16 protein-coding genes and 1 tRNA gene are annotated in these 18,127 nt (G+C 66.1%); 11 read left to right on the top strand and 6 right to left on the bottom strand.

All coding sequences use genetic code 11. The annotated features are described in order from the left end of the window. Window positions 1–106 precede the first annotated feature (106 nt). Both hrcA and C5F46_RS06790 read left to right on the top strand, forming a co-directional pair. Window positions 107–1,168 carry a heat-inducible transcriptional repressor HrcA gene (hrcA, locus tag C5F46_RS06795; RefSeq protein WP_107324609.1) on the top strand — a complete coding sequence of 354 codons (1,062 nt, stop codon included), beginning with the start codon at window positions 107–109 and terminating at the stop codon, window positions 1,166–1,168. Between the two features lie 5 nt (window positions 1,169–1,173). Continuing rightward, entirely contained in the window at window positions 1,174–1,713 is a 540-nt protein-coding gene (locus C5F46_RS06790) for a nucleotide exchange factor GrpE (RefSeq protein WP_107324608.1), read from the top strand. Between the two features lie 20 nt (window positions 1,714–1,733). Here the strand turns inward: C5F46_RS06790 and mutS are convergent, their stop codons facing one another. Beyond that, entirely contained in the window at window positions 1,734–4,364 is a 2,631-nt protein-coding gene (mutS, locus tag C5F46_RS06785) for a DNA mismatch repair protein MutS (RefSeq protein ID WP_168796865.1), read from the bottom strand. 144 nt (window positions 4,365–4,508) lie between these two features. Here mutS and C5F46_RS06780 point away from each other — a divergent pair, with 144 nt between their 5' ends. The 3 genes from C5F46_RS06780 (at window position 4,509) to C5F46_RS06770 (ending at window position 8,426) form a co-directional block, all read left to right on the top strand. Continuing rightward, window positions 4,509–6,776 carry an NADP-dependent malic enzyme gene (locus tag C5F46_RS06780; protein ID WP_107324606.1) on the top strand — a complete coding sequence of 756 codons (2,268 nt, stop codon included), beginning with the start codon at window positions 4,509–4,511 and terminating at the stop codon, window positions 6,774–6,776. A gap of 73 nt (window positions 6,777–6,849) precedes the next feature. Further along, window positions 6,850–7,731, top strand: a complete 882-nt coding sequence (locus tag C5F46_RS06775) for a PfkB family carbohydrate kinase (RefSeq protein WP_107324652.1) — start codon at window positions 6,850–6,852, stop codon at window positions 7,729–7,731. Next, on the top strand, window positions 7,728–8,426 hold the full coding sequence (locus C5F46_RS06770; RefSeq protein WP_107324605.1) for a fumarylacetoacetate hydrolase family protein: 699 nt from the start codon (window positions 7,728–7,730) through the stop codon (window positions 8,424–8,426). Before C5F46_RS06775 ends, C5F46_RS06770 begins: the two co-directional genes overlap by 4 nt. Here C5F46_RS06770 and phoU read toward each other — a convergent pair whose 3' ends face one another. From phoU to tsaD, 5 genes are all read right to left on the bottom strand, one after another. Continuing rightward, window positions 8,427–9,143 carry a phosphate signaling complex protein PhoU gene (gene phoU / locus C5F46_RS06765; protein WP_107324604.1) on the bottom strand — a complete coding sequence of 239 codons (717 nt, stop codon included), beginning with the start codon at window positions 9,141–9,143 and terminating at the stop codon, window positions 8,427–8,429. Between the two features lie 175 nt (window positions 9,144–9,318). Further along, window positions 9,319–9,738: an EVE domain-containing protein gene (locus C5F46_RS06760; protein ID WP_107324651.1), complete on the bottom strand. Its 420-nt coding sequence runs from the start codon at window positions 9,736–9,738 to the stop codon at window positions 9,319–9,321. Beyond that, window positions 9,738–10,007, bottom strand: coding sequence for a YciI family protein (locus C5F46_RS06755; RefSeq protein WP_107324603.1), 270 nt, complete (start codon window positions 10,005–10,007; stop codon window positions 9,738–9,740). The genes C5F46_RS06760 and C5F46_RS06755 overlap by 1 nt, the downstream gene beginning before the upstream one ends. A gap of 2 nt (window positions 10,008–10,009) precedes the next feature. After that, window positions 10,010–10,969: an NAD(P)H-dependent glycerol-3-phosphate dehydrogenase gene (locus C5F46_RS06750; RefSeq protein ID WP_107324602.1), complete on the bottom strand. Its 960-nt coding sequence runs from the start codon at window positions 10,967–10,969 to the stop codon at window positions 10,010–10,012. Further along, complete coding sequence (gene tsaD, locus C5F46_RS06745; RefSeq protein ID WP_107324601.1) at window positions 10,966–12,057, bottom strand: tRNA (adenosine(37)-N6)-threonylcarbamoyltransferase complex transferase subunit TsaD; 1,092 nt, start codon at window positions 12,055–12,057, stop codon at window positions 10,966–10,968. The genes C5F46_RS06750 and tsaD overlap by 4 nt, the downstream gene beginning before the upstream one ends. A 73-nt stretch (window positions 12,058–12,130) precedes the next feature. Here tsaD and C5F46_RS06740 point away from each other — a divergent pair, with 73 nt between their 5' ends. The 6 genes from C5F46_RS06740 to C5F46_RS06715 all read left to right on the top strand — a co-directional run bounded on the left by C5F46_RS06740 (window position 12,131) and on the right by C5F46_RS06715 (window position 18,090). After that, window positions 12,131–12,847, top strand: coding sequence for a uroporphyrinogen-III synthase (locus tag C5F46_RS06740; protein ID WP_235820106.1), 717 nt, complete (start codon window positions 12,131–12,133; stop codon window positions 12,845–12,847). A gap of 264 nt (window positions 12,848–13,111) precedes the next feature. Beyond that, entirely contained in the window at window positions 13,112–14,275 is a 1,164-nt protein-coding gene (locus C5F46_RS06735) for a COG4223 family protein (protein ID WP_133618511.1), read from the top strand. A 16-nt stretch (window positions 14,276–14,291) separates the two neighbouring features. Beyond that, entirely contained in the window at window positions 14,292–15,683 is a 1,392-nt protein-coding gene (locus tag C5F46_RS06730; protein ID WP_107324649.1) for a heme biosynthesis protein HemY, read from the top strand. A gap of 146 nt (window positions 15,684–15,829) precedes the next feature. Beyond that, a tRNA-Thr gene (locus tag C5F46_RS06725) sits at window positions 15,830–15,905 on the top strand. A gap of 155 nt (window positions 15,906–16,060) precedes the next feature. After that, window positions 16,061–17,290 (top strand): putative DNA modification/repair radical SAM protein, encoded by a 1,230-nt coding sequence (locus C5F46_RS06720; protein WP_107324599.1) that lies wholly within the window; start codon window positions 16,061–16,063, stop codon window positions 17,288–17,290. After that, on the top strand, window positions 17,290–18,090 hold the full coding sequence (locus tag C5F46_RS06715; RefSeq protein WP_235820105.1) for a TIGR03915 family putative DNA repair protein: 801 nt from the start codon (window positions 17,290–17,292) through the stop codon (window positions 18,088–18,090). The genes C5F46_RS06720 and C5F46_RS06715 overlap by 1 nt, the downstream gene beginning before the upstream one ends. Window positions 18,091–18,127 lie beyond the last annotated feature (37 nt).

Here is an 18,127-nt window from a genome sequence, read left to right as displayed (position 1 = left end):
TCCTTTCTCGATGATGGGCCAATTACAGTTGCCCCGACGCCTGATGCAACCCCGATTGACGCCAGCCCCGCGCGGCCTTTAACTCCGGTCGGGGCCGAAGGAACAGATGACCGACACGCCAAAACTTCTTTCCGATCTGAACGACCGCTCCCGCGAGGTGTTTCGCCGGGTGGTTGAAGGGTATCTTGATACCGGCGATCCGGTAGGTTCGCGCACGCTTACCCGCACTCTCAGCGAAAAGGTCAGCGCCGCCACGATCCGAAACGTGATGCAGGATCTTGAATACATGGGCCTGCTGGACAGCCCGCATATCTCGGCCGGTCGGGTGCCCACGCAACTGGGGCTGCGGATGTTCGTCGATGGCTTGATGGAGGTGGGCGAGGTCGCCACCGCCGACCGTGAAAAGATCGATGCCACGATGGGCGTGAACGAGCCGGATGTTGACACGCTTCTTGACCGTGTCGGGGCGGTTTTGTCGGGTGTCACCCGCGGCGCCAGTCTTGTGCTGACGCCCAAGCACGAAGCGCCGATCCGCCACATCGAATTTGTCAGCCTTGCCCAGGACCGGGCGCTGGTGGTGCTGGTCTTTGCCGATGGACAGGTCGAAAATCGCCTGTTCACCCCGCCCTTGGGGCAAACCCCCTCGTCGATGCGCGAGGCGGGCAATTTTCTCAACGCGCTTGCCGAGGGGCGGACGCTGTCGGAACTGCGGGCACAGATCGGCCACGAAATTGCCGCGCGGCGGCAGGAACTGGACACGCTCGCTCGCGATCTGGTCGAAAGCGGCCTCGCCCTGTGGCAAGATGCGGGCGAGCGGCATGAGCGTCTGATCGTGCGGGGCCGGTCGAACCTGATCGGCTCCGAGGCCGATCTGGACAGGATTCGTACACTTTTCGACGATCTCGAACGCAAACGCGACATTGCCGAATTTCTCGAACTGACCGAGCAGGGCGATGGTGTGCGCATTTTCATCGGGTCGGAGAACAAGCTTTTTTCACTTTCGGGTTCCTCTCTGGTGGTCTCTCCCTATATGAACGCGGATCGGAAGATCATCGGCGCGGTGGGCGTGATCGGGCCGACGCGGCTCAATTACGGTCGCATCGTGCCGATCGTGGACTATACAGCGCAGCTGGTCGGGCGGATGCTGTCCGGTCGGGGCAAGGGGTAAGACGCATGAGCGATATGAAGAAAGACGAGATTGCCGAAGATCAGGCACAGATCGAAGAAAACTTCGATGAGGCCTTTGGCGAGCTGGAGGCGCTGCGCGCCGAACGGGACGAGCTGAAGGACCGGTTCATGCGCGCGCTGGCCGATGCCGAAAACATCCGCAAGCGCGGCGAGCGAGAGCGGCGCGAGGCCGAACAATACGGCGGCACCCGGCTCGCGCGTGACATGCTGCCGGTCTATGACGCGCTGCGTCGCGCGCTGGATGCCGCGGGCGAGGAACAGCGTGCCGCAGCGGCGGCCCTGATCGAGGGGGTCGAACTGACCCTGCGCGAACTGGTCAATGTCTTTGGCAAGCATGGTATCACCCCGATCATGCCGCAGGTGGGCGACGCCTTCGACCCGCAACAGCATCAGGCCATGTTCGAGGCGCCGCTGCCCGGCACCAGGGCGGGTGACATCATACAGGTGATGACCGAGGGTTTCCTGATTCACGACCGGCTTTTGCGGCCAGCTCAGGTGGGCGTGTCCTCCAGCCCCAAGTCATAAGGCAGCCGTAGGGTGCGCCTTTACGGCGCACCATTGCCCACCATCCCCTTCAATTCGTAAAGCGCCGCAAGCGCCTCGCGCGGGGTCATTTCGTCGGGGTGCAGGGCCTTCAGCCTGTTCTCCAGCGGCGACGCCCCGGCCGGGGTCGGGGCGGGCCGTGGCGCGGGTGCTGCGCGGAACAGGGGCAGGTCGTCGATCATCGCCTGTTTGCGCGCCGCGCCTTCGCGTTCGCCCGATTCCAGTGCCTCCAGCACCAGCCGCGCCCGGTCCACCACCGATTGCGGCAGCCCCGCCAGCCGCGCCACCTGAACACCATAGGATCGGTCCGCCGCGCCCTTCCTGACCTCGTGCAGAAAGATAACCTCGCCGTCCCATTCCTTTACCGAAACGGTGGCGTTTTCAACGCCGCTCAGTTTGGCGCCCAGTGCCGTCATTTCGTGGTAATGCGTGGCAAACAGCGCCCGGCACCGATTTGTGGCGTGCAGATGTTCCAGCACCGCCCAGGCGATCGACAGCCCGTCATAGGTCGCTGTGCCGCGCCCGATCTCATCCAGAATGACCAGTGCGCGGTCGTCGGCCTGATTGAGGATCGCCGCCGTTTCAACCATCTCGACCATGAAAGTGGATCGCCCCCGCGCCAGATCGTCGGCGGCGCCCACCCGGCTGAACAACTGGCTGACCAGCCCTATATGCGCCGAGCGTGCGGGCACAAAGGCACCCGCCTGCGCCAGCAGCGCGATGATTGCATTCTGCCGCAGGAAGGTTGATTTGCCCGCCATGTTCGGCCCGGTCAGCAGCCAGATGGCCGGTGTCTCGCCGTCTGACAGCGCACAATCGTTGGCAATGAACGGTTCGCCCGTGCGTTTCAGGGCCAATTCCACCACGGGATGCCGCCCGCCCTCGATCTCGAAAGCGCGGCTGTCATCAATCACCGGCTCCACCCAATCCTCGGCGGCGGCCAGATCGGCAAAGGCGGCAGTCAGGTCAATTTCGGCCAGCGCCCGTGCCGCCGCGCCAATCGGCCCGGCCTGATCCAGAATCGCGCCGCGCAGGCTGTCGTAAATTCGCTTTTCGATTTCCAGCGCATGGGCGCCCGCATTCAGGATGCGGGTTTCCAGCGCGCTCAGCGGCAGCGTGGTGAACCGAACTTGCCCCGCCGTGGTCTGGCGGTGGATGAAGGTTTCGCTCAGCGGCGGGGCCAGCATCCGGTCGGCATGGGTTACGGTGGTTTCGATGAAATAGCCCAGCACGTTGTTGTGCTTGATCTTCAGGCTATTGATGCCGGTCTGCGCAATGTATTCAGCCTGCATTCCGGCAATCACCCCGCGCCCCTCGTCGCGCAGGCGGCGGGTTTCATCCAGCCCCGCATCATGGCCCGGCGCGACAAAGCCGCCATCGCGCGCCAGCAGCGGCGGTTCTGCCACCAGCGCGGCATCCAGCAGCGCCACCAGCGCATCATGCCCGACCAGCGCGGTGGCGGCATCGGTCAGCAGGTGCGGCGCCTCGGATGCGGTCAGCCGCGCCGCGATGCGCCCCGCCTGTTCCAGCCCGTTGCGAATGGCCGCCATGTCGCGCGGGCCGCCCCGGTCCAGCGCAAGGCGACTGAGCGCGCGGTCCATATCGGGCACGCGCCGCAGATCGGCGCGCAGGTCTTCGGCCAGCCGGGGTTCGCCCAGCAGAAACCGCACGGCGGCATGGCGCGCGCGGATTTCGCCCAGATCGCGCGAGGGCGCCGAAATCCGCCGCTCCAAAAGCCGGGCGCCAGGCGCCGTCACCGTGCGGTCGATGGCCACCAGAAGCGAGCCGTCGCGCCCGCCAGACAACGCCTGCGTCAGCTCCAGGTTTCGGCGCGTAGCCGCGTCGATCTGCATCGTGCCGCCGGGGCTTTCGCGCAGCGGCGCGCGCAACAGTGGCAGCTTGCCGCGCTGTGTCAGGTCCAGATAATCGGCAATTGCGCCCATCGCTGACAATTCGGCGCGGCCAAAGGCGCCGAACGCCTCAAGCGAGCCTACAGCAAACGCCGCACACAGCCGCCGTTCGCCCCCCTGACTGTCAAAGCTCGCGCGGCTCAGCGGTGTCAGAGCGGCCCGCGCCTCGGCCACCAGCGGGGCACAATCGGCCTCTCGCGCCTCGCTGACCAACACCTCGCGCGGGGCGAGGCGCGCCAGTTCCGGCCCCAGCCGCACCAGAGAGCAGGGCATCACCCGAAACTCGCCGGTGGAAATATCCACCCAGGCCAGCGCGCCCTCGTCGCGCACCTCGGCCCAGGCCGCCAGAAAATTGTGCCGACGCGCCTCCAGCAGGCTTTCCTCGGTCAGTGTGCCGGGGGTGACCAGCCGCACCACATCGCGCGCCACCACCGATTTTGCCCCGCGCTTCTTGGCCTCGGCCGGGTCTTCCATCTGTTCGGCAATCGCCACGCGAAAGCCCTTGCGGATCAGTGTCAGCAAATAGCCCTCGGCGGCATGAACCGGCACGCCGCACATGGGGATGTCTTGCCCCAGATGCTGGCCCCGTTTGGTCAGTGCAATGTCCAACGCCGCCGCCGCCGCCACGGCGTCGTCAAAGAACATTTCGTAGAAATCGCCCATCCGGTAGAACAGCAGCGCGCCGGGGTTCGCTTCCCTGATCGCCAGATATTGCGCCATCATCGGCGTGACAGTCGGCTCGGACACCCTTTTCCCCCTTTTCGGATGACCCTACAAAACCGCCACTGGCCCGAAAAGCGGCAAATCCATTGAGGCGCAGGCGCGGTGGCGCTAAGAGGGCAGGGCTTGCAGGAGGAACCCGCCCCAATGTCCACCAAAAACCGCATTACGCCCGAAGAGGCGCTGGCCTATCACCTTGATCCGCGCCCCGGCAAATACGAGATCACGGCGACCAAGCCGATGACGACCCAGCGCGACCTGTCGCTGGCCTATTCGCCCGGCGTTGCGGTTCCGGTGCAGGCCATCGCGGACATGCCCGAAACTGCCTATGACTATACCGTCAAGGGCAACATGGTTGCTGTCATCTCGAACGGGACCGCCATTCTGGGCATGGGAAATCTGGGCGCGCTGGCGTCCAAGCCGGTGATGGAGGGCAAGGCGGTTCTGTTCAAGCGGTTCGCCGACGTGAACGCCATCGACATCGAACTGGACACCGAAGACCCCGACGAGATCATTCAGGCCGTGCGCCTGATGGGGCCGACCTTTGGCGGCATCAACCTTGAAGATATCAAGGCGCCCGAGTGTTTCATCATCGAGCAGCGGCTGAAAGAGTTGATGGACATTCCGGTGTTCCATGACGACCAGCACGGCACTGCGGTGATCTGTGCGGCGGGGCTGATCAACGCGCTGGAACTGTCGGGCAAGAAGATCGAAGACTGCAAGATCGTGCTGAACGGTGCGGGCGCTGCCGGGATCGCCTGCCTTGAACTGATCAAGACCATGGGCGCGCGGCACGAAAACTGCATCATGTGCGACACCAAGGGGGTCATCTATCAGGGCCGAACCGAGGGCATGAACCAGTGGAAATCGGCCCATGCCGCGCGCACCGAGGCGCGCACGCTGGAAGACGTGATGGTGGGTTGTGACGTATTTCTCGGCGTATCGGCCAAGGGGGCCGTCACAGCCGAGATGGTCGCCACCATGGCCGACAACCCGGTGATCTTTGCCATGGCTAACCCCGACCCGGAGATTACCCCCGAAGAGGCCCACGCCGTGCGCCCCGATGCCATCGTGGCAACCGGGCGCAGCGACTACCCCAATCAGGTGAACAACGTTCTGGGCTTCCCCTATCTGTTCCGCGGCGCGCTGGATATCCACGCCCGTGCGATCAACGACGAGATGAAGATTGCCTGCGCCAGCGCGCTGGCGGCGCTGGCGCGCGAGGATGTGCCCGACGAAGTGGCGATGGCCTATGGCCGCAAGCTGACCTTCGGGCGCGACTATATCATTCCCACGCCGTTCGACCCGCGGCTGATCCATGTGATCCCGCCCGCGGTGGCCAAGGCCGGGATGGATACCGGCGTGGCGCGTCGTCCGATCATCGACATGGCGGGCTATGCGCAAAGCCTGAGGGCGCGGATGGACCCGACGGCGAGCATCCTGCAGGGCATACACGCTCGCGCCAAGGCGGCGCAGGCCCGGATGATCTTTGCCGAGGGCGACGATCCGCGCGTGCTGCGCGCGGCGGTGGCGTGGCAACGCTCGGGGCTGGGCACCTCGCTTGTGGTGGGGCGCGAAGCCGATGTGAAGGAAAAGCTTGAGGCCGCAGGCATGAGCGATGCGGTGCGCGAGTTGAAGGTGGTGAATGCGGGCAATACCAAACACCTCGATTCCTACAAGGAATTTCTTTACGGGCGGCTTCAGCGCAAAGGCTTTGACCGGCACGATGCGCACAAGCTGGCCGCGCGCGACCGGCATGTGTTTGCCGCGCTGATGCTGGCGCATGGCCATGGCGACGGGCTGGTGACGGGCGCCACCCGCAAGTCGGCGCATGTGCTGGAACTGATCAACCATGTCTACGACGCCCGGCCTTCGGATGGGGCTGTGGGCATCACCGCGATCCTGCACAAGGGGCGGATCGTGCTGATGGGTGATACGCTGGTGCATGAATGGCCCGACGAGAATGACCTTGCCGATATCGCTGAACGCGGCGCGATGGTGGCGCGCGGTCTGGGGATCGACCCGCGGGTGGCGTTCCTGTCATTCTCGACCTTCGGCTATCCGGTGTCGGAGCGCGCAATGAAGATGCATCAGGCGCCCTCGGTGCTGGATGCGCGCAAGGCCGATTTCGAATATGACGGCGAAATGGCCGTGGATGTGGCGCTGAACCCCGACCAGATGGCGAATTACCCGTTCTGCCGACTGACCGGGCCTGCCAACGTTCTGGTCGTGCCCGCGCGGCACTCGGCCTCGATCTCGGTCAAGCTGATGCAGGAAATGGCGGGGGCCACGGTGATCGGCCCGATTCTGACGGGGGTGGAAAAGCCGATCCAGATCTGCTCGACACTGTCGACGGCGAACGACATCTTGAATATGGCGGCGATTGCAGCCTGCCGGTTGGGGCAGGGTGGCTGAGGGTAGAGCGGGGGGCCGTCTGCCCCCCGCGCCCCCCCGAGGATATTTGAACCAAGATGAAGGGGGCTTGGCCGTGACGATCTGGACCTTGGGGTCGATCAATATCGACCATGTCTATCGGCTGCCCCATCTGCCGCAGCCGGGAGAAACGCTGGCCGCGCTGGACTATTCGACGGGGCTGGGCGGCAAGGGGGCGAACCAGTCGGTGGCCGCAGCGCGTGCCGGGGCGCGGGTGCGCCTGATCGGGGCCATTGGCCCCGACGGGGGGCAGGTGCTGGCGCGGCTGGTAGCGCTGGGGGTTGATTGCGCGGCGGTGGCGCGGATGCAAACGGCAACCGGGCACGCCATCATCTTGCTGGATGCGGCGAGCGAAAACGCCATCGTGATACACCCCGGCGCCAACCGGGCGATTGCGCCACAGGCGGCGGTTGCCGCGCTGGATGCAGCTGTGCCGGGCGATACGCTGCTGCTGCAGAACGAAACATCGGCGCAGGCCGAGACGGCCGAGGCTGCGGCAATCCGGGGGCTGCGGGTTGTCTATTCAGCGGCGCCGTTTGAGTTGGCGGCGGTGCGGGCCGTGCTGCCGCATGTCACCACGCTGGCGCTGAATGCGGTTGAGGCCGGGCAACTGACGGCGGCGCTGGGCTGCGAGCTGAGCGATTTGCCAGTGGCCGAGGTTCTGGTCACGCACGGGGCTGAGGGCGCCGATTGGCACGATCTTGGCGCGGGGCGGGTGATCTACCAGCCGGCTTTTGCGGTGAGCCCGGTCGATACCACCGGTGCGGGCGACACCTTTGCCGGATATTTTGCCGCTGCGCGGGATCAGGGCTTCGGCCCCGCTGCCGCGCTGCGGCTGGCCGCCGGGGCGGCGGCGCTGAAAGTGACGCGGGCAGGGGCCGCCGAGGCGATCCCTGCCCGTGCCGAGGTAGAGGCGTTTCTGGAGCAACGCGCATGAGCGACTTTGTTTTCGGTCCTGCCCCGGTGCGGGCGATTCCCGTGCAGGGGATAGAGGCGCTTTACCCTGTGCACCGCATTTTTTGCGTCGGGCGCAACTATGCCGAACATGCCCGCGAGATGGGCGGCGAGGTGGACCGCTCTGCTCCGTTCTATTTCACCAAATCGGCCCTTGCATTGACTGCGACCGGAGCGACGGTTCCCTATCCGCCGGGAACGGCGGATTATCATCACGAGATGGAACTGGTCGTGGCGCTGGGCGCGGCCCTGTTCCGCGCTACCCCCGATCAGGTGCGCGCGGCGATCTTTGGCTATGCGGCGGGGCTTGACATGACCCGGCGCGATCTTCAGGCCGCCGCCAAGGACAAGCGCCGCCCCTGGGACACCGGCAAGGATTTCGAGCATTCGGCCATCGTCGCCCCGATCACGCCCGCCGCCGACGTCGGCTCCGTTGGCCCACAGCGGATTTGCCTGTGGGTGAACGGTGCGGTTCGGCAAGAGGCGCATCTGGGAGATATGGTCTGGAGCGTCGAAGAACTGATCTGTCACCTCTCAACGCTCTATCACCTTGGCCCCGGCGATCTGATCTTTACCGGCACTCCGGCGGGCGTGGGCCCGGTATGCCCCGGTGATGTGATCGAAGGCAAGATCGACGGGCTTGATCCGGTGCGGCTGGCCATCGCCGCGCCGGAGTGATCAGTCTTCTTCTTCGTTCAGACGGGCGACGCTGTCGGTTTTGGGGCGGTCATCCTCGGGCATTTCGCCGGTGACCAGATAGATCACCTGCTCGGCGATCGAGGTGGCGTGGTCGCCCATGCGTTCGACGTTCTTGGCGATGAAATGCAGGTGCATGCAGGCGGTGATGTTGCGCGGGTCTTCCAGCATGTAGGTCAGAAACTCGCGGAACAGCGCGTTATACATCTGGTCAACCTCCAGATCGCGGGCGCGCACATCGGCGGCAAGTTGGGCGTCGCGGTTGATGTAGGCGTCCAGCGCGTCCTTCAGCATCGCCTCGACCGCGCGCGCCATCCGGCGGATCGCCCCGCCCGAGCCCGCGATGGGCGCCATATGCGCCAGCACATGGCTGCGCTTGGCCATGTTCTTGGCATAGTCGCCCACGCGCTCAAGGCTGGCGGCAATCTTCATCACGCTCAGCGTCATGCGCAGGTCGCTGGCGGTGGGCGCGCGCAGCGCGATCAGGCGCGCGGCTTCGGTGTTGATCTGCTCTTCCAGCGCGTCGATGGCCTTGTCGCGCAGGCGGACCTGTTCGGCCAGATCCTCGTCGCGGCTCTCCAGCGCCAGAGCGGCGTCAAGGATGGCGGCCTCTACCATGCCGCCCATCTTGACGACCAGAGCCTGAACCTTTTCCAGATCGCGGTCGAAGGCCAAGGTGATGTGATGCGTTTCGGTCATGTTTCTCTTCCCTGCTGCCGGTGCGCCCGGCCTTTTGAATAGATGGGCCGGGGTCTGCGGGGTTCAATGGCCCCCTCGCCGCGGCGGCGCGTCGGCCAGCCGGTAACGCTTGGAGTAAAGATACGACAATGGCATGAATTCAAACATGTTTTCTTGATATCGATTTGCGGGCAGTTCAGGGGTCTACCCCGCCCAGACCGCATACAATGCGCCATTCCTCCGCAGTCACCGGCTGCACCGACAGCCGCATGGATTTGACCAAGGCCATTTCTTGCAGGCGGGGATCGGCCTTCACCTCGGCCAGCGTCACAGGGCGCATCAGGGGCCGCACCGCGCGGATATCGACGCAATCCCAGCGCGGGTCATCGGTGGTGCTGTCGGGGTGGCTTTCGGCGCAAATCTCGACAATGCCGACGATCTCCTTGCCGATGTTGGAATGGTAGAAAAACCCCAGATCGCCGATCTTCATGGCGCGCATGTTGTTGCGGGCAAGGTAGTTGCGCACGCCGTGCCATTCTTCGCCAGCATCGCCTTTTGCGACCTGATGATCCCAGCCCCAGACGTCGGGTTCCGATTTGAACAGCCAGTAGGCCATCAGCCGATCACCTTTTTCCATTCGGTCACGCTGACGCTTTCGAACAGGCCGGCAGCGGCATAGGGGTCGCCCGCGGCCCAGTCTTGCGCGGCCTTCAGGCTGTCGGCCTCGACCACCACCAGCGATCCGCACATCTGCCCTTGCTCAAGGAACGGGCCGGCCATCTTCACGATGCCGGTTTGTTCGATATAGGCCAGATGGGCGGCGCGGGTCTCCAGCCGCACCTGTAGGTGCCCCGGCTTGTCGCGGCAGATGATGGCGTAAAGCATGATCACTCCTGTTTCAGCGGGCGCGACAACAGCGCCTGAACGGCATTTTCCACGGTGATTGCACCCGCGACAAGGGCGGCGACCATCTGCGTCACCGGCATGTCGATACCGTGGCGCGCGGCAAGGGCGGTGGCGGCGCGTGCGGTGGCCACGCCTTCGATGGTTGCTTCTGCATCAAAGCTTCCCGCAGCACCCAGCGCCTGACCAAAGCGGAAGTTGCGCGATTGCGCCGAGGTGCAGGTCAGCACCAGATCGCCAAAGCCCGACAGACCCATCAGCGTATCGGGGTGGGCGCCGAAGGCAGTGGCAAGGCGCGTCATCTCGGCAAAGCCGCGGGTCATCAGCGCGGCACGGGCAGAATCGCCCAGCCCGGCGCCGATTACCACTCCCGCGGCAATGGCGATCACGTTTTTCAGCGCGCCGCCCAGCTCTGCGCCGGTGGTGTCGGTGGTGCGGTAAAGTCGCAGCGTGGGGGTTGACAGGGCGTGTTGCAGGGCGGTGCCCGCCGCCGCGTCGGCGCAGGCAAGCGTCAGCGCGGTGGGCAGGCCGCGGGCGATGTCGGCGGCAAAGCTGGGGCCGGTCAAAACCGCCGGAATGGCGCCGGGGCAGGTGGTGGCAATCAGCGCCGTCGGCCCCTGGCCGGTGGCGAGATCAATTCCCTTGGAACAGGCGACCAGCGCTTTGCCCGCAAGGCGCCCGGTGTTCTGGGCCAGAAACGCCGCCGTTTGCTGCATCGGAATGGCAAGCAGCACCACATCGGCCATGGCCGCATCCAGATCGGCGGTCACCGTCACGGTGTCTGGCAGGCGCACCCCCGGCAGGCGGCGCGCGTTCATCCGGGCTTCGGCCATCTGCGCCGCCTGCGCCGGGTCACGCGCCCACAGCGTCACCGGCCCATTCTGCGCAAGGCTGACAGCCAGTGCCGTGCCAAAGGCACCCGCGCCCAAAACAGAAATGCTCATGCCTTGGCCCCCTTCTTGCCCGCGCCCAGCATCGGTGCGGCGGTTTCATCCAGCGGCCAACGCGGGCGGGCCGACAGGCTCATTCCGTCACGGTGGCCCAGCCGGAACCGCTCGATCCCGGCCCAGGCGATCATCGCCGCATTGTCGGTGCACAGCGCCAGCGGCGGTGCGACAAAGCGCGCGCCCGCGCGTGCGGCCACATCCTCCAGCGCGGCGCGGATCGCCCGATTGGCAGCCACCCCACCCGCCACGGCAAAAACCGGATCGGCGGGGGCCAGCGCCAGATAATCCGCCAGCGCGCGGCGCGACTTTTCGGCCAGCACAGCGGAAACGGCGGCCTGAAACCCGGCGCACAGATCGGCCCGATCCTGCCGCCGCAGAGCGCCATCCGCCATCACCCCGTCGCGGGCGCGCAACAGCGCGGTCTTCAGCCCCGAAAACGACATGTCGCAGCCCGGCCTGTCCAGCAACGGGCGCGGGAAGGCGAACCGCCGCGGATCACCCAGCGCCGCTTCGGTTTCCACCGCCGGGCCGCCGGGCTGGGGCAGCGCCAGAAGTTTGGCGGTCTTGTCAAAGGCCTCGCCCGGCGCGTCGTCGATCGTGCCGCCAAGGCGCGTGAACGCTTCGGCGCCGCGCACCAGCAGAAACTGGCAGTGCCCGCCCGACACCAGCAGCATCAGATAGGGAAACTCCAGCCCGTCAGTCAGGCGCGGGGTCAGCGCATGGCCCGCCAGATGGTTGACACCCACCAGCGGCAACCCGGCGCCCGCGGCAAGGCCCTTGGCGCACATCACCCCCGCCATTACCCCGCCAATCAGCCCCGGCCCCGCCGTCACCGCCACGCCGTCAAGATCGGTCAGTCCAAGCCCCGCCTGGGCCAGCGCCTGTTCCACGCAAAGATCCAGCTTTTCGGTGTGCGCGCGCGCGGCCAGTTCCGGCACCACGCCGCCAAAGGCCGCGTGCAGATCAGTCTGTCCCGCCACGACCGAGGCCAGAACCGTGCCGCGCCCCTCCGCCAGCCGGACAACGGCGGCGGCGGTATCGTCGCAGCTTGACTCGATGCCAAGAAGGGTAAGCGTTTGTGCCATGTTCTGCCGGTTGCCTGCGCGCCCTGTGGCAGGTAACACTGCCCCGGCTTTCGCACAATCCCGGGGGGTTTTCGTGCCAGACCTGCGCCCGACCTTGCTGTTGACCCGACCTCTGGCGCAATCGCGCCGGTTTGCCGCCGAATTTGCCGCCCGCTACGGCGCCGACTGGCCGGTGGTGATTTCGCCCCTGCTTGAAATCGTGACTGTGCCTGCCGAGGTTCCGCCTGCGCCGGTGGTGGTCTTTACCTCGGAAAGCGCGGTGGCGCCCTTCGCGGCGTTGTCGCCTGCGGCGGGGCGGCGGGCTTGGTGCGTGGGGCCGCGCACCGCCAAGGTGGCCGAGGCGGCGGGGTTCGTGCCGATCCTGGGGCCCGGCGAGGCGCAGGGCCTGGTGCGCGCCATTCTGGCCGAGGAAACCGCGCGCCCGCTGCTGCACGCCCGCGGGCGACATGTTGCCGCAGAGCTTGCCGCCCTGCTGAACGCGGCGGGGGTGCAGACGCTGGAAGCCACGGTCTACGACCAGATCGAGCTGCCGCCCTCGATCGAGGAGGGGCGGTTGCTGGCCACCGATGGCCCGCTGCTGGTGCCGCTGTTCTCGCCCCGCTCTGCCCGCCTGTTTGCCAAACGCGCGGCCAATGCCCAGGCGCGGTTGTGGATTGCCGCGATCAGTGCTGCTGCTGCGGCCCCTCTGGTGGCCCTGACGCCCGCACGACTGGAAGTTGCGCCAACTCCCGATGCTGCGGGCATGATGCTGGCCCTAGACCGCATTGTCGCATCCGCCGATGCGGGTTGAGACAAGCTGGGCGCGCGTTTAGACTGCGCCTGAAAAATAACGCCGCTTGGCGGCTGGAACTGGAGGGATGTTCCTGTGATGAAGCCCAACGAGGGGGGCTCTGCCCCGGATGAGCAGCCCGAAAACGCCCCCCACGGGGCCAAAGCTGGCGCTGCCGAAACCAAAGGGCCCGGTGTTGCTGCCGCTGCGACCGGGGATGACCAGATGCTTGATGACGTTGAAAAAACGCCCCGAGCCGAGGCCGCCACTGCGGAGGATGAGGGCATGACCATCAACCTTCGCGACAAGCCCTTCACGCTTGACGACTACAAGCCGCAGGACGACGACGAAGACTATTCCGCCAACGCCACCGAATCGTTCGAGGAAGATGACCGTGAAACGGGGCAGACTGCGCGCGAATCGGCACCCGTGCGGGCGGTCCAGCCTGCGCCGCAGCGCAAGGGCGGGTTCTTCCCGATGCTGATGGGCGGCGTTGCTGCCGCTGCGATCGGCGCGGGCGGCGTGATTTATGGCCTGCCGCAGATCGCCCCCTACCTGCCCGAAAACCTGCGTCCGGCCGGGTCAAGCTTTGACCCCGCGCCTCTGCAGGCCGCGTTGGATGCGCAGGCCGCCAAAATCGCGGCACTTGCCGCGGCCCCCGTTGCGCCCGCAGAGGTCGATCTGTCGTCGGTCGAGGGGCAGCTTGCCGCGCTGACTACGACTCTTGCGACGCTTGATGAGCGGATCGTTGCGCTGGAAAAGCGCCCCGTTGAGGGCGGCGCAGCCTCGGTCACCGCTGTTGAGGCGTTTGAACGCGAACTGGCCGACATGCGCGCGCTGATCGAAAAGAACCGGTCATCTGCCGATCTGGTGCAGGAAGAGGTGGCCGCCGCCGCCGCCGAGGTCGCCGAGCGAATTGCAGCCGCCGAGGCCGAAGCCGCCGCGGTGCGCGCTGAGGCGCAGGCCGCCGCCGAAAAGGCTCTAGCGCAGGCCGCCATCGCGCGGATGCGTCTGGCGATGGACAATGGCGCGCCGCTGGTCGAGGCTCTGGCCGAACTGAACGCCGCGGGTCTGGATGTGCCCGAGGCGCTGAACGCAACCGTGCCGACGCTGGCCGCCCTGCGCGAGGGCTTTGCCCCCGCCGCCCGTGCCGCCTTGATAACCGCCCGCAAGGACACCGCCGGCGAAGAGCCGCTGGACCGTCTGGGCGCCTTCTTGCTGGCCCAGACCGGCGCGCGCTCGCTTGAGGTGCGCGAGGGCGACACGGCCGACGCGGTGCTGTCGCGCGCCGAGGCCGCGCTGAACGCGGGCGACGTTCCCGGCGCGCTGGCCGAGGTGGACGCGCTGCCCGAAGCTGCCAAGACCGCGATGACCGACTGGATTGCGCAGGCCGGAGCACGCGTGGCTGCAACCGATGCCCTGGCCGCTTTGGCCCAGAGCCTGAACTGAGGAGACGGCGATGGGGATGATCTGGTCTTTCGTCAAGGTAGCACTGTTTCTGGTGATCGTCGCGGCTTTGACGCTGGGCGCCATGCGTCTGGCCGATTCTGGCGAAGGCGTTCGTATTACGGTGGCCGATTACGAATTTACCCTTGGTGCGCTGCAGGCCGCCATCGTGGCCGTTCTGGCGGTGATTGCGATCTGGGTTGTGTTCAAGCTGCTGGGGCTGGCGCTGGCGGTGATCCGCTTCATCGCGGGCGATGAAACCGCGATCAGCCGCTATTTTGACCGCTCGCGCGAGCGCAAGGGCTATGAGGCTTTGGCCGAGGGTATGTTGGCGATCGCCTCCGGCGAGGGCCGGATTGCGCAGGTCAAGGCCGCGCGGGCCGCACGGTATCTGCGGCGGCCCGAATTGACCACGCTTCTGGCGGCGCAGGCAGCCGAAGTGTCGGGTGACACGCGCAAGGCCGCCGCTGCCTACAAAAAGCTGCTGGACAACAACACGACCCGATTTGTGGGTGTGCAAGGTTTGATGCGGCAAAAGCTGACCGAGGGCGATACCGGAACGGCGCTGAAGCTGGCGGAAAAGGCCTTTGCGCTGAAACCGCGCAACGAGGCTGTTCAAAACACGCTGCTGAAATTGCAAACCGAGGCGCACGACTGGAAAGGCGCGCGCAACGTTCTGGGTGCCAAGCTGCGTCAGGGCCTGCTTCCCAAAGAGGTGCACAAGCGGCGCGATGCCGTGCTGGCGCTGCAAGAGGCCAAAGAGGTCTTTGCCGACGGCGCCTCGATCGAGGCGCGTGAGGCCGCGATTGCGGCCAACAAGGCCTCGCCCGACCTGATCCCCGCAGCGGTGATGGCAGCCAAGGCCTACGCGGCCAAGGGCGACGGCAAGAACGCGGCGCGCATTCTGCAAAAGGCATGGGATGCCCGGCCGCACCCTGATCTGGCCGCAGCCTTTGCCGAAATCGAGCCTGAAGAATCGCCAAACGCTCGGCTGAAGCGGTTTGACGCGCTGCTGAAATCGCGCCCCGAAGCCGAGGAAACCCGCCTGCTGCGCGCCGAGTTGAGCCTTGCTGTCGAAGATTTCCCCGCCGCCCGCCGGGCTCTGGGCGATCTGGTCGAGAAGCATCCCACCGCGCGCGTGCTGACGATCATGGCTGCCGTGGCGCGCGGCGAGGGCGAGGATGATGCGGTTGTCCGCGGCTGGCTGGCCAAGGCACTGGTGGCGCCGCGCGGCCATCAGTGGTGCTGCGACAAGTGCCACAATATTCAGGCAGAATGGAGTCCGGTCTGCGACAACTGCGGCGGCTTCGACACGCTCAGCTGGCGCGAACCGCCGCAGGGCGGCATCCCGCTGGCCCATGGCGCCGAGATGCTGCCGCTGATCGTGCGCAGCCCGCAGGAACGCGGCTGATCGTTGCCCTGACGGGCAAGCAAAAGACCCGGTCGCAGCGATGCGACCGGGTCTTTTGCTGCCGCTGATCTTGGCTCCCCGTCGCGTGCCCTGATTAAATTAGGGCTACACAACCCCCAAGGAAGATGCTATCCGCCCGCCACCAGGCCGCTGTAGCTCAGCTGGTAGAGCACGTCATTCGTAATGATGGGGTCGGGGGTTCGAGTCCCTTCAGCGGCACCACGCCTTCTAGACAGATTTGATCTTGCCGCTTGTCGGGACGCCCGATTGGGGCGTGCGCGGTTGGTCGCTTGATCAGAAATCCCCCAACATCGTTTCACCCTGTGCTGATCAGAGCTGCGCTTGCTTTTGTCGAGATAAGAACATAAGATGAACAAATGGCCAAACGTACACTTTCAGAAAAGCTTGCCCTTCTTGCCGACGCCGCGAAATATGATGCGTCATGTGCATCTTCGGGTGGCGAGCGGCGCAGTTCGCGCGATGGTGCCGGGCTTGGCTCCGCGGGGGGCGCGGGCATCTGCCACGCCTGGGCGCCAGATGGGCGCTGCGTCTCGCTGCTCAAGATATTGCTGACCAACTTCTGCATCTACGATTGCGCCTATTGCATCAACCGCGCCTCAAGCCGGGTCGAGCGTGCGCGTTTCACCGTTGATGAGGTGGTGCAGCTCACCATCGAATTCTATCGGCGTAATTATATCGAGGGGCTGTTTTTGTCGTCCGGCATTATCCGCTCGCCCGACGACACCATGGCCGAAATGGTGCGCATCGCCCGCACCCTGCGCGAGCGGGAACATTTCCGGGGCTACATCCACCTGAAAACCATCCCCGACGCCGCACCCGACCTGATCGCCGAGGCGGGGAAATGGGCGGACCGGCTTTCGATCAATGTCGAACTGCCGACTGAAACCGCGCTGCGCCAGCTTGCGCCCGAGAAATCCGCACGCACGATTCACGGCGCCATGGCCGAGGTGCGCGCCCGCGCCGAGGCGGCGCGCGACCGCAGCCACCGCGGCGCCCGGCCTGCACGCTTTGCCCCCGCGGGGCAATCGACGCAGATGATCGTCGGGGCTGATCCGGCAACGGACGGCCAGATCCTGAGCGCGTCATCGCGGCTTTATGCCGATTATCAGCTTCGGCGGGTCTATTACTCGGCCTTCTCGCCGATCCCTGATGCATCGCGTCAGCTTCCCCTGACCCGGCCGCCGCTTCAGCGCGAACATCGGCTGTATCAAGCCGACTGGCTGATGCGGTTTTATGGCTTTGCGGCCGCAGAAATCGCGCCCCCGTCTGGCATGCTCGATCTGGAAATCGACCCAAAGCTGGCCTGGGCGCTGGCGCATCGCGGGCTGTTTCCGGTCAACGTCAACCGCGCCCCGCGCGAGATGCTGCTACGGGTGCCCGGCTTTGGCACCCGTAGCGTGCAGCGCATCCTTGAGGCGCGGCGCCACCGGACGCTGCGCTATGAGGATCTGTTGGCGATCGGGTGCGTGGTCCGGCACGCCGAGCCTTTCATTACCCTGCCGGGCTGGTCGCCGCGTGCACTGCCTGATGCTGCCAACCTGCGCGCCCGCTTTGCCCCCGCGCCCGCGCAACTGAGCCTGTTCTGATGCAGGTGGTGCTGCCCCGCATCGGCACCGTGGCCGCATGGCGGGCCGAGGTGCGGCGCCTTGCGGCGACAGGCGTGCCGCCCGAGGCGGTGCAATGGGCGGTGGGCGATGCCGCTGACGATCTCTTCAACGCAGCCCCCATTGCAGCCGGGCGCGCGGTTCCGCTGACCCTGCCGCGCGATGCGGTGCTGGCCATCGAAACGGCGCTGCATCATTCCGACCCGCAGCGTTTTGCGCGCGGCTATGCCATAGTGCTGCGGCTGGCGCGCAAGGATTTGCGCTGGGGCGACCGTTCAGACCCGGCGCTGCGGCGCCTGCTGGATCAGGAAAAGGCGGTGCGACGTGACATCCACAAGATGCACGGCTTTGTGCGCTTTCGAGAGGTCACGCCCCCCGGCGCGAACCGCCGCGCCTTTGCCGCATGGTTCGAGCCTGACCACCCGATCGTGGAACCCGCAGCCCCCTTCTTTGCACGCCGCTTTGGCGATATGGATTGGCTGATCGCCACGCCCGGCCTGACCGCGCGCTGCGAGACGGGGCAGCTAGAGTTTTTCGCGACGCAAGGCTGCGCAGCGCCCCCGGCGGATGCAACCGAAGACCTGTGGCGCGTTTACTTTGCCAGCATCTTCAACCCGGCCCGCCTGATGATTGCAGCGATGGCATCGAACATGCCGCGCAAATACTGGAAGAATCTGCCAGAGGCCGACCTTATCCCCGAACTGATCCGCTCTGCGCCTGCGCGCGTGCGCGCCGCGCACGACGCGATGACATCAGCCCCCCGGCGCCCGCCGCGTGGCTGACGGCCCGCGTTTGCCGCCCAAAGCCCCCGCCGCCGGA

It is taken from the genome of Phaeovulum veldkampii DSM 11550, assembly GCF_003034995.1.
Taxonomy (GTDB): Bacteria; Pseudomonadota; Alphaproteobacteria; order Rhodobacterales; family Rhodobacteraceae; genus Phaeovulum; species Phaeovulum veldkampii.
The sequence above is the reverse complement of the archived record's forward strand: the minus strand, read 5'-3'. Positions and strand labels throughout refer to the sequence as shown.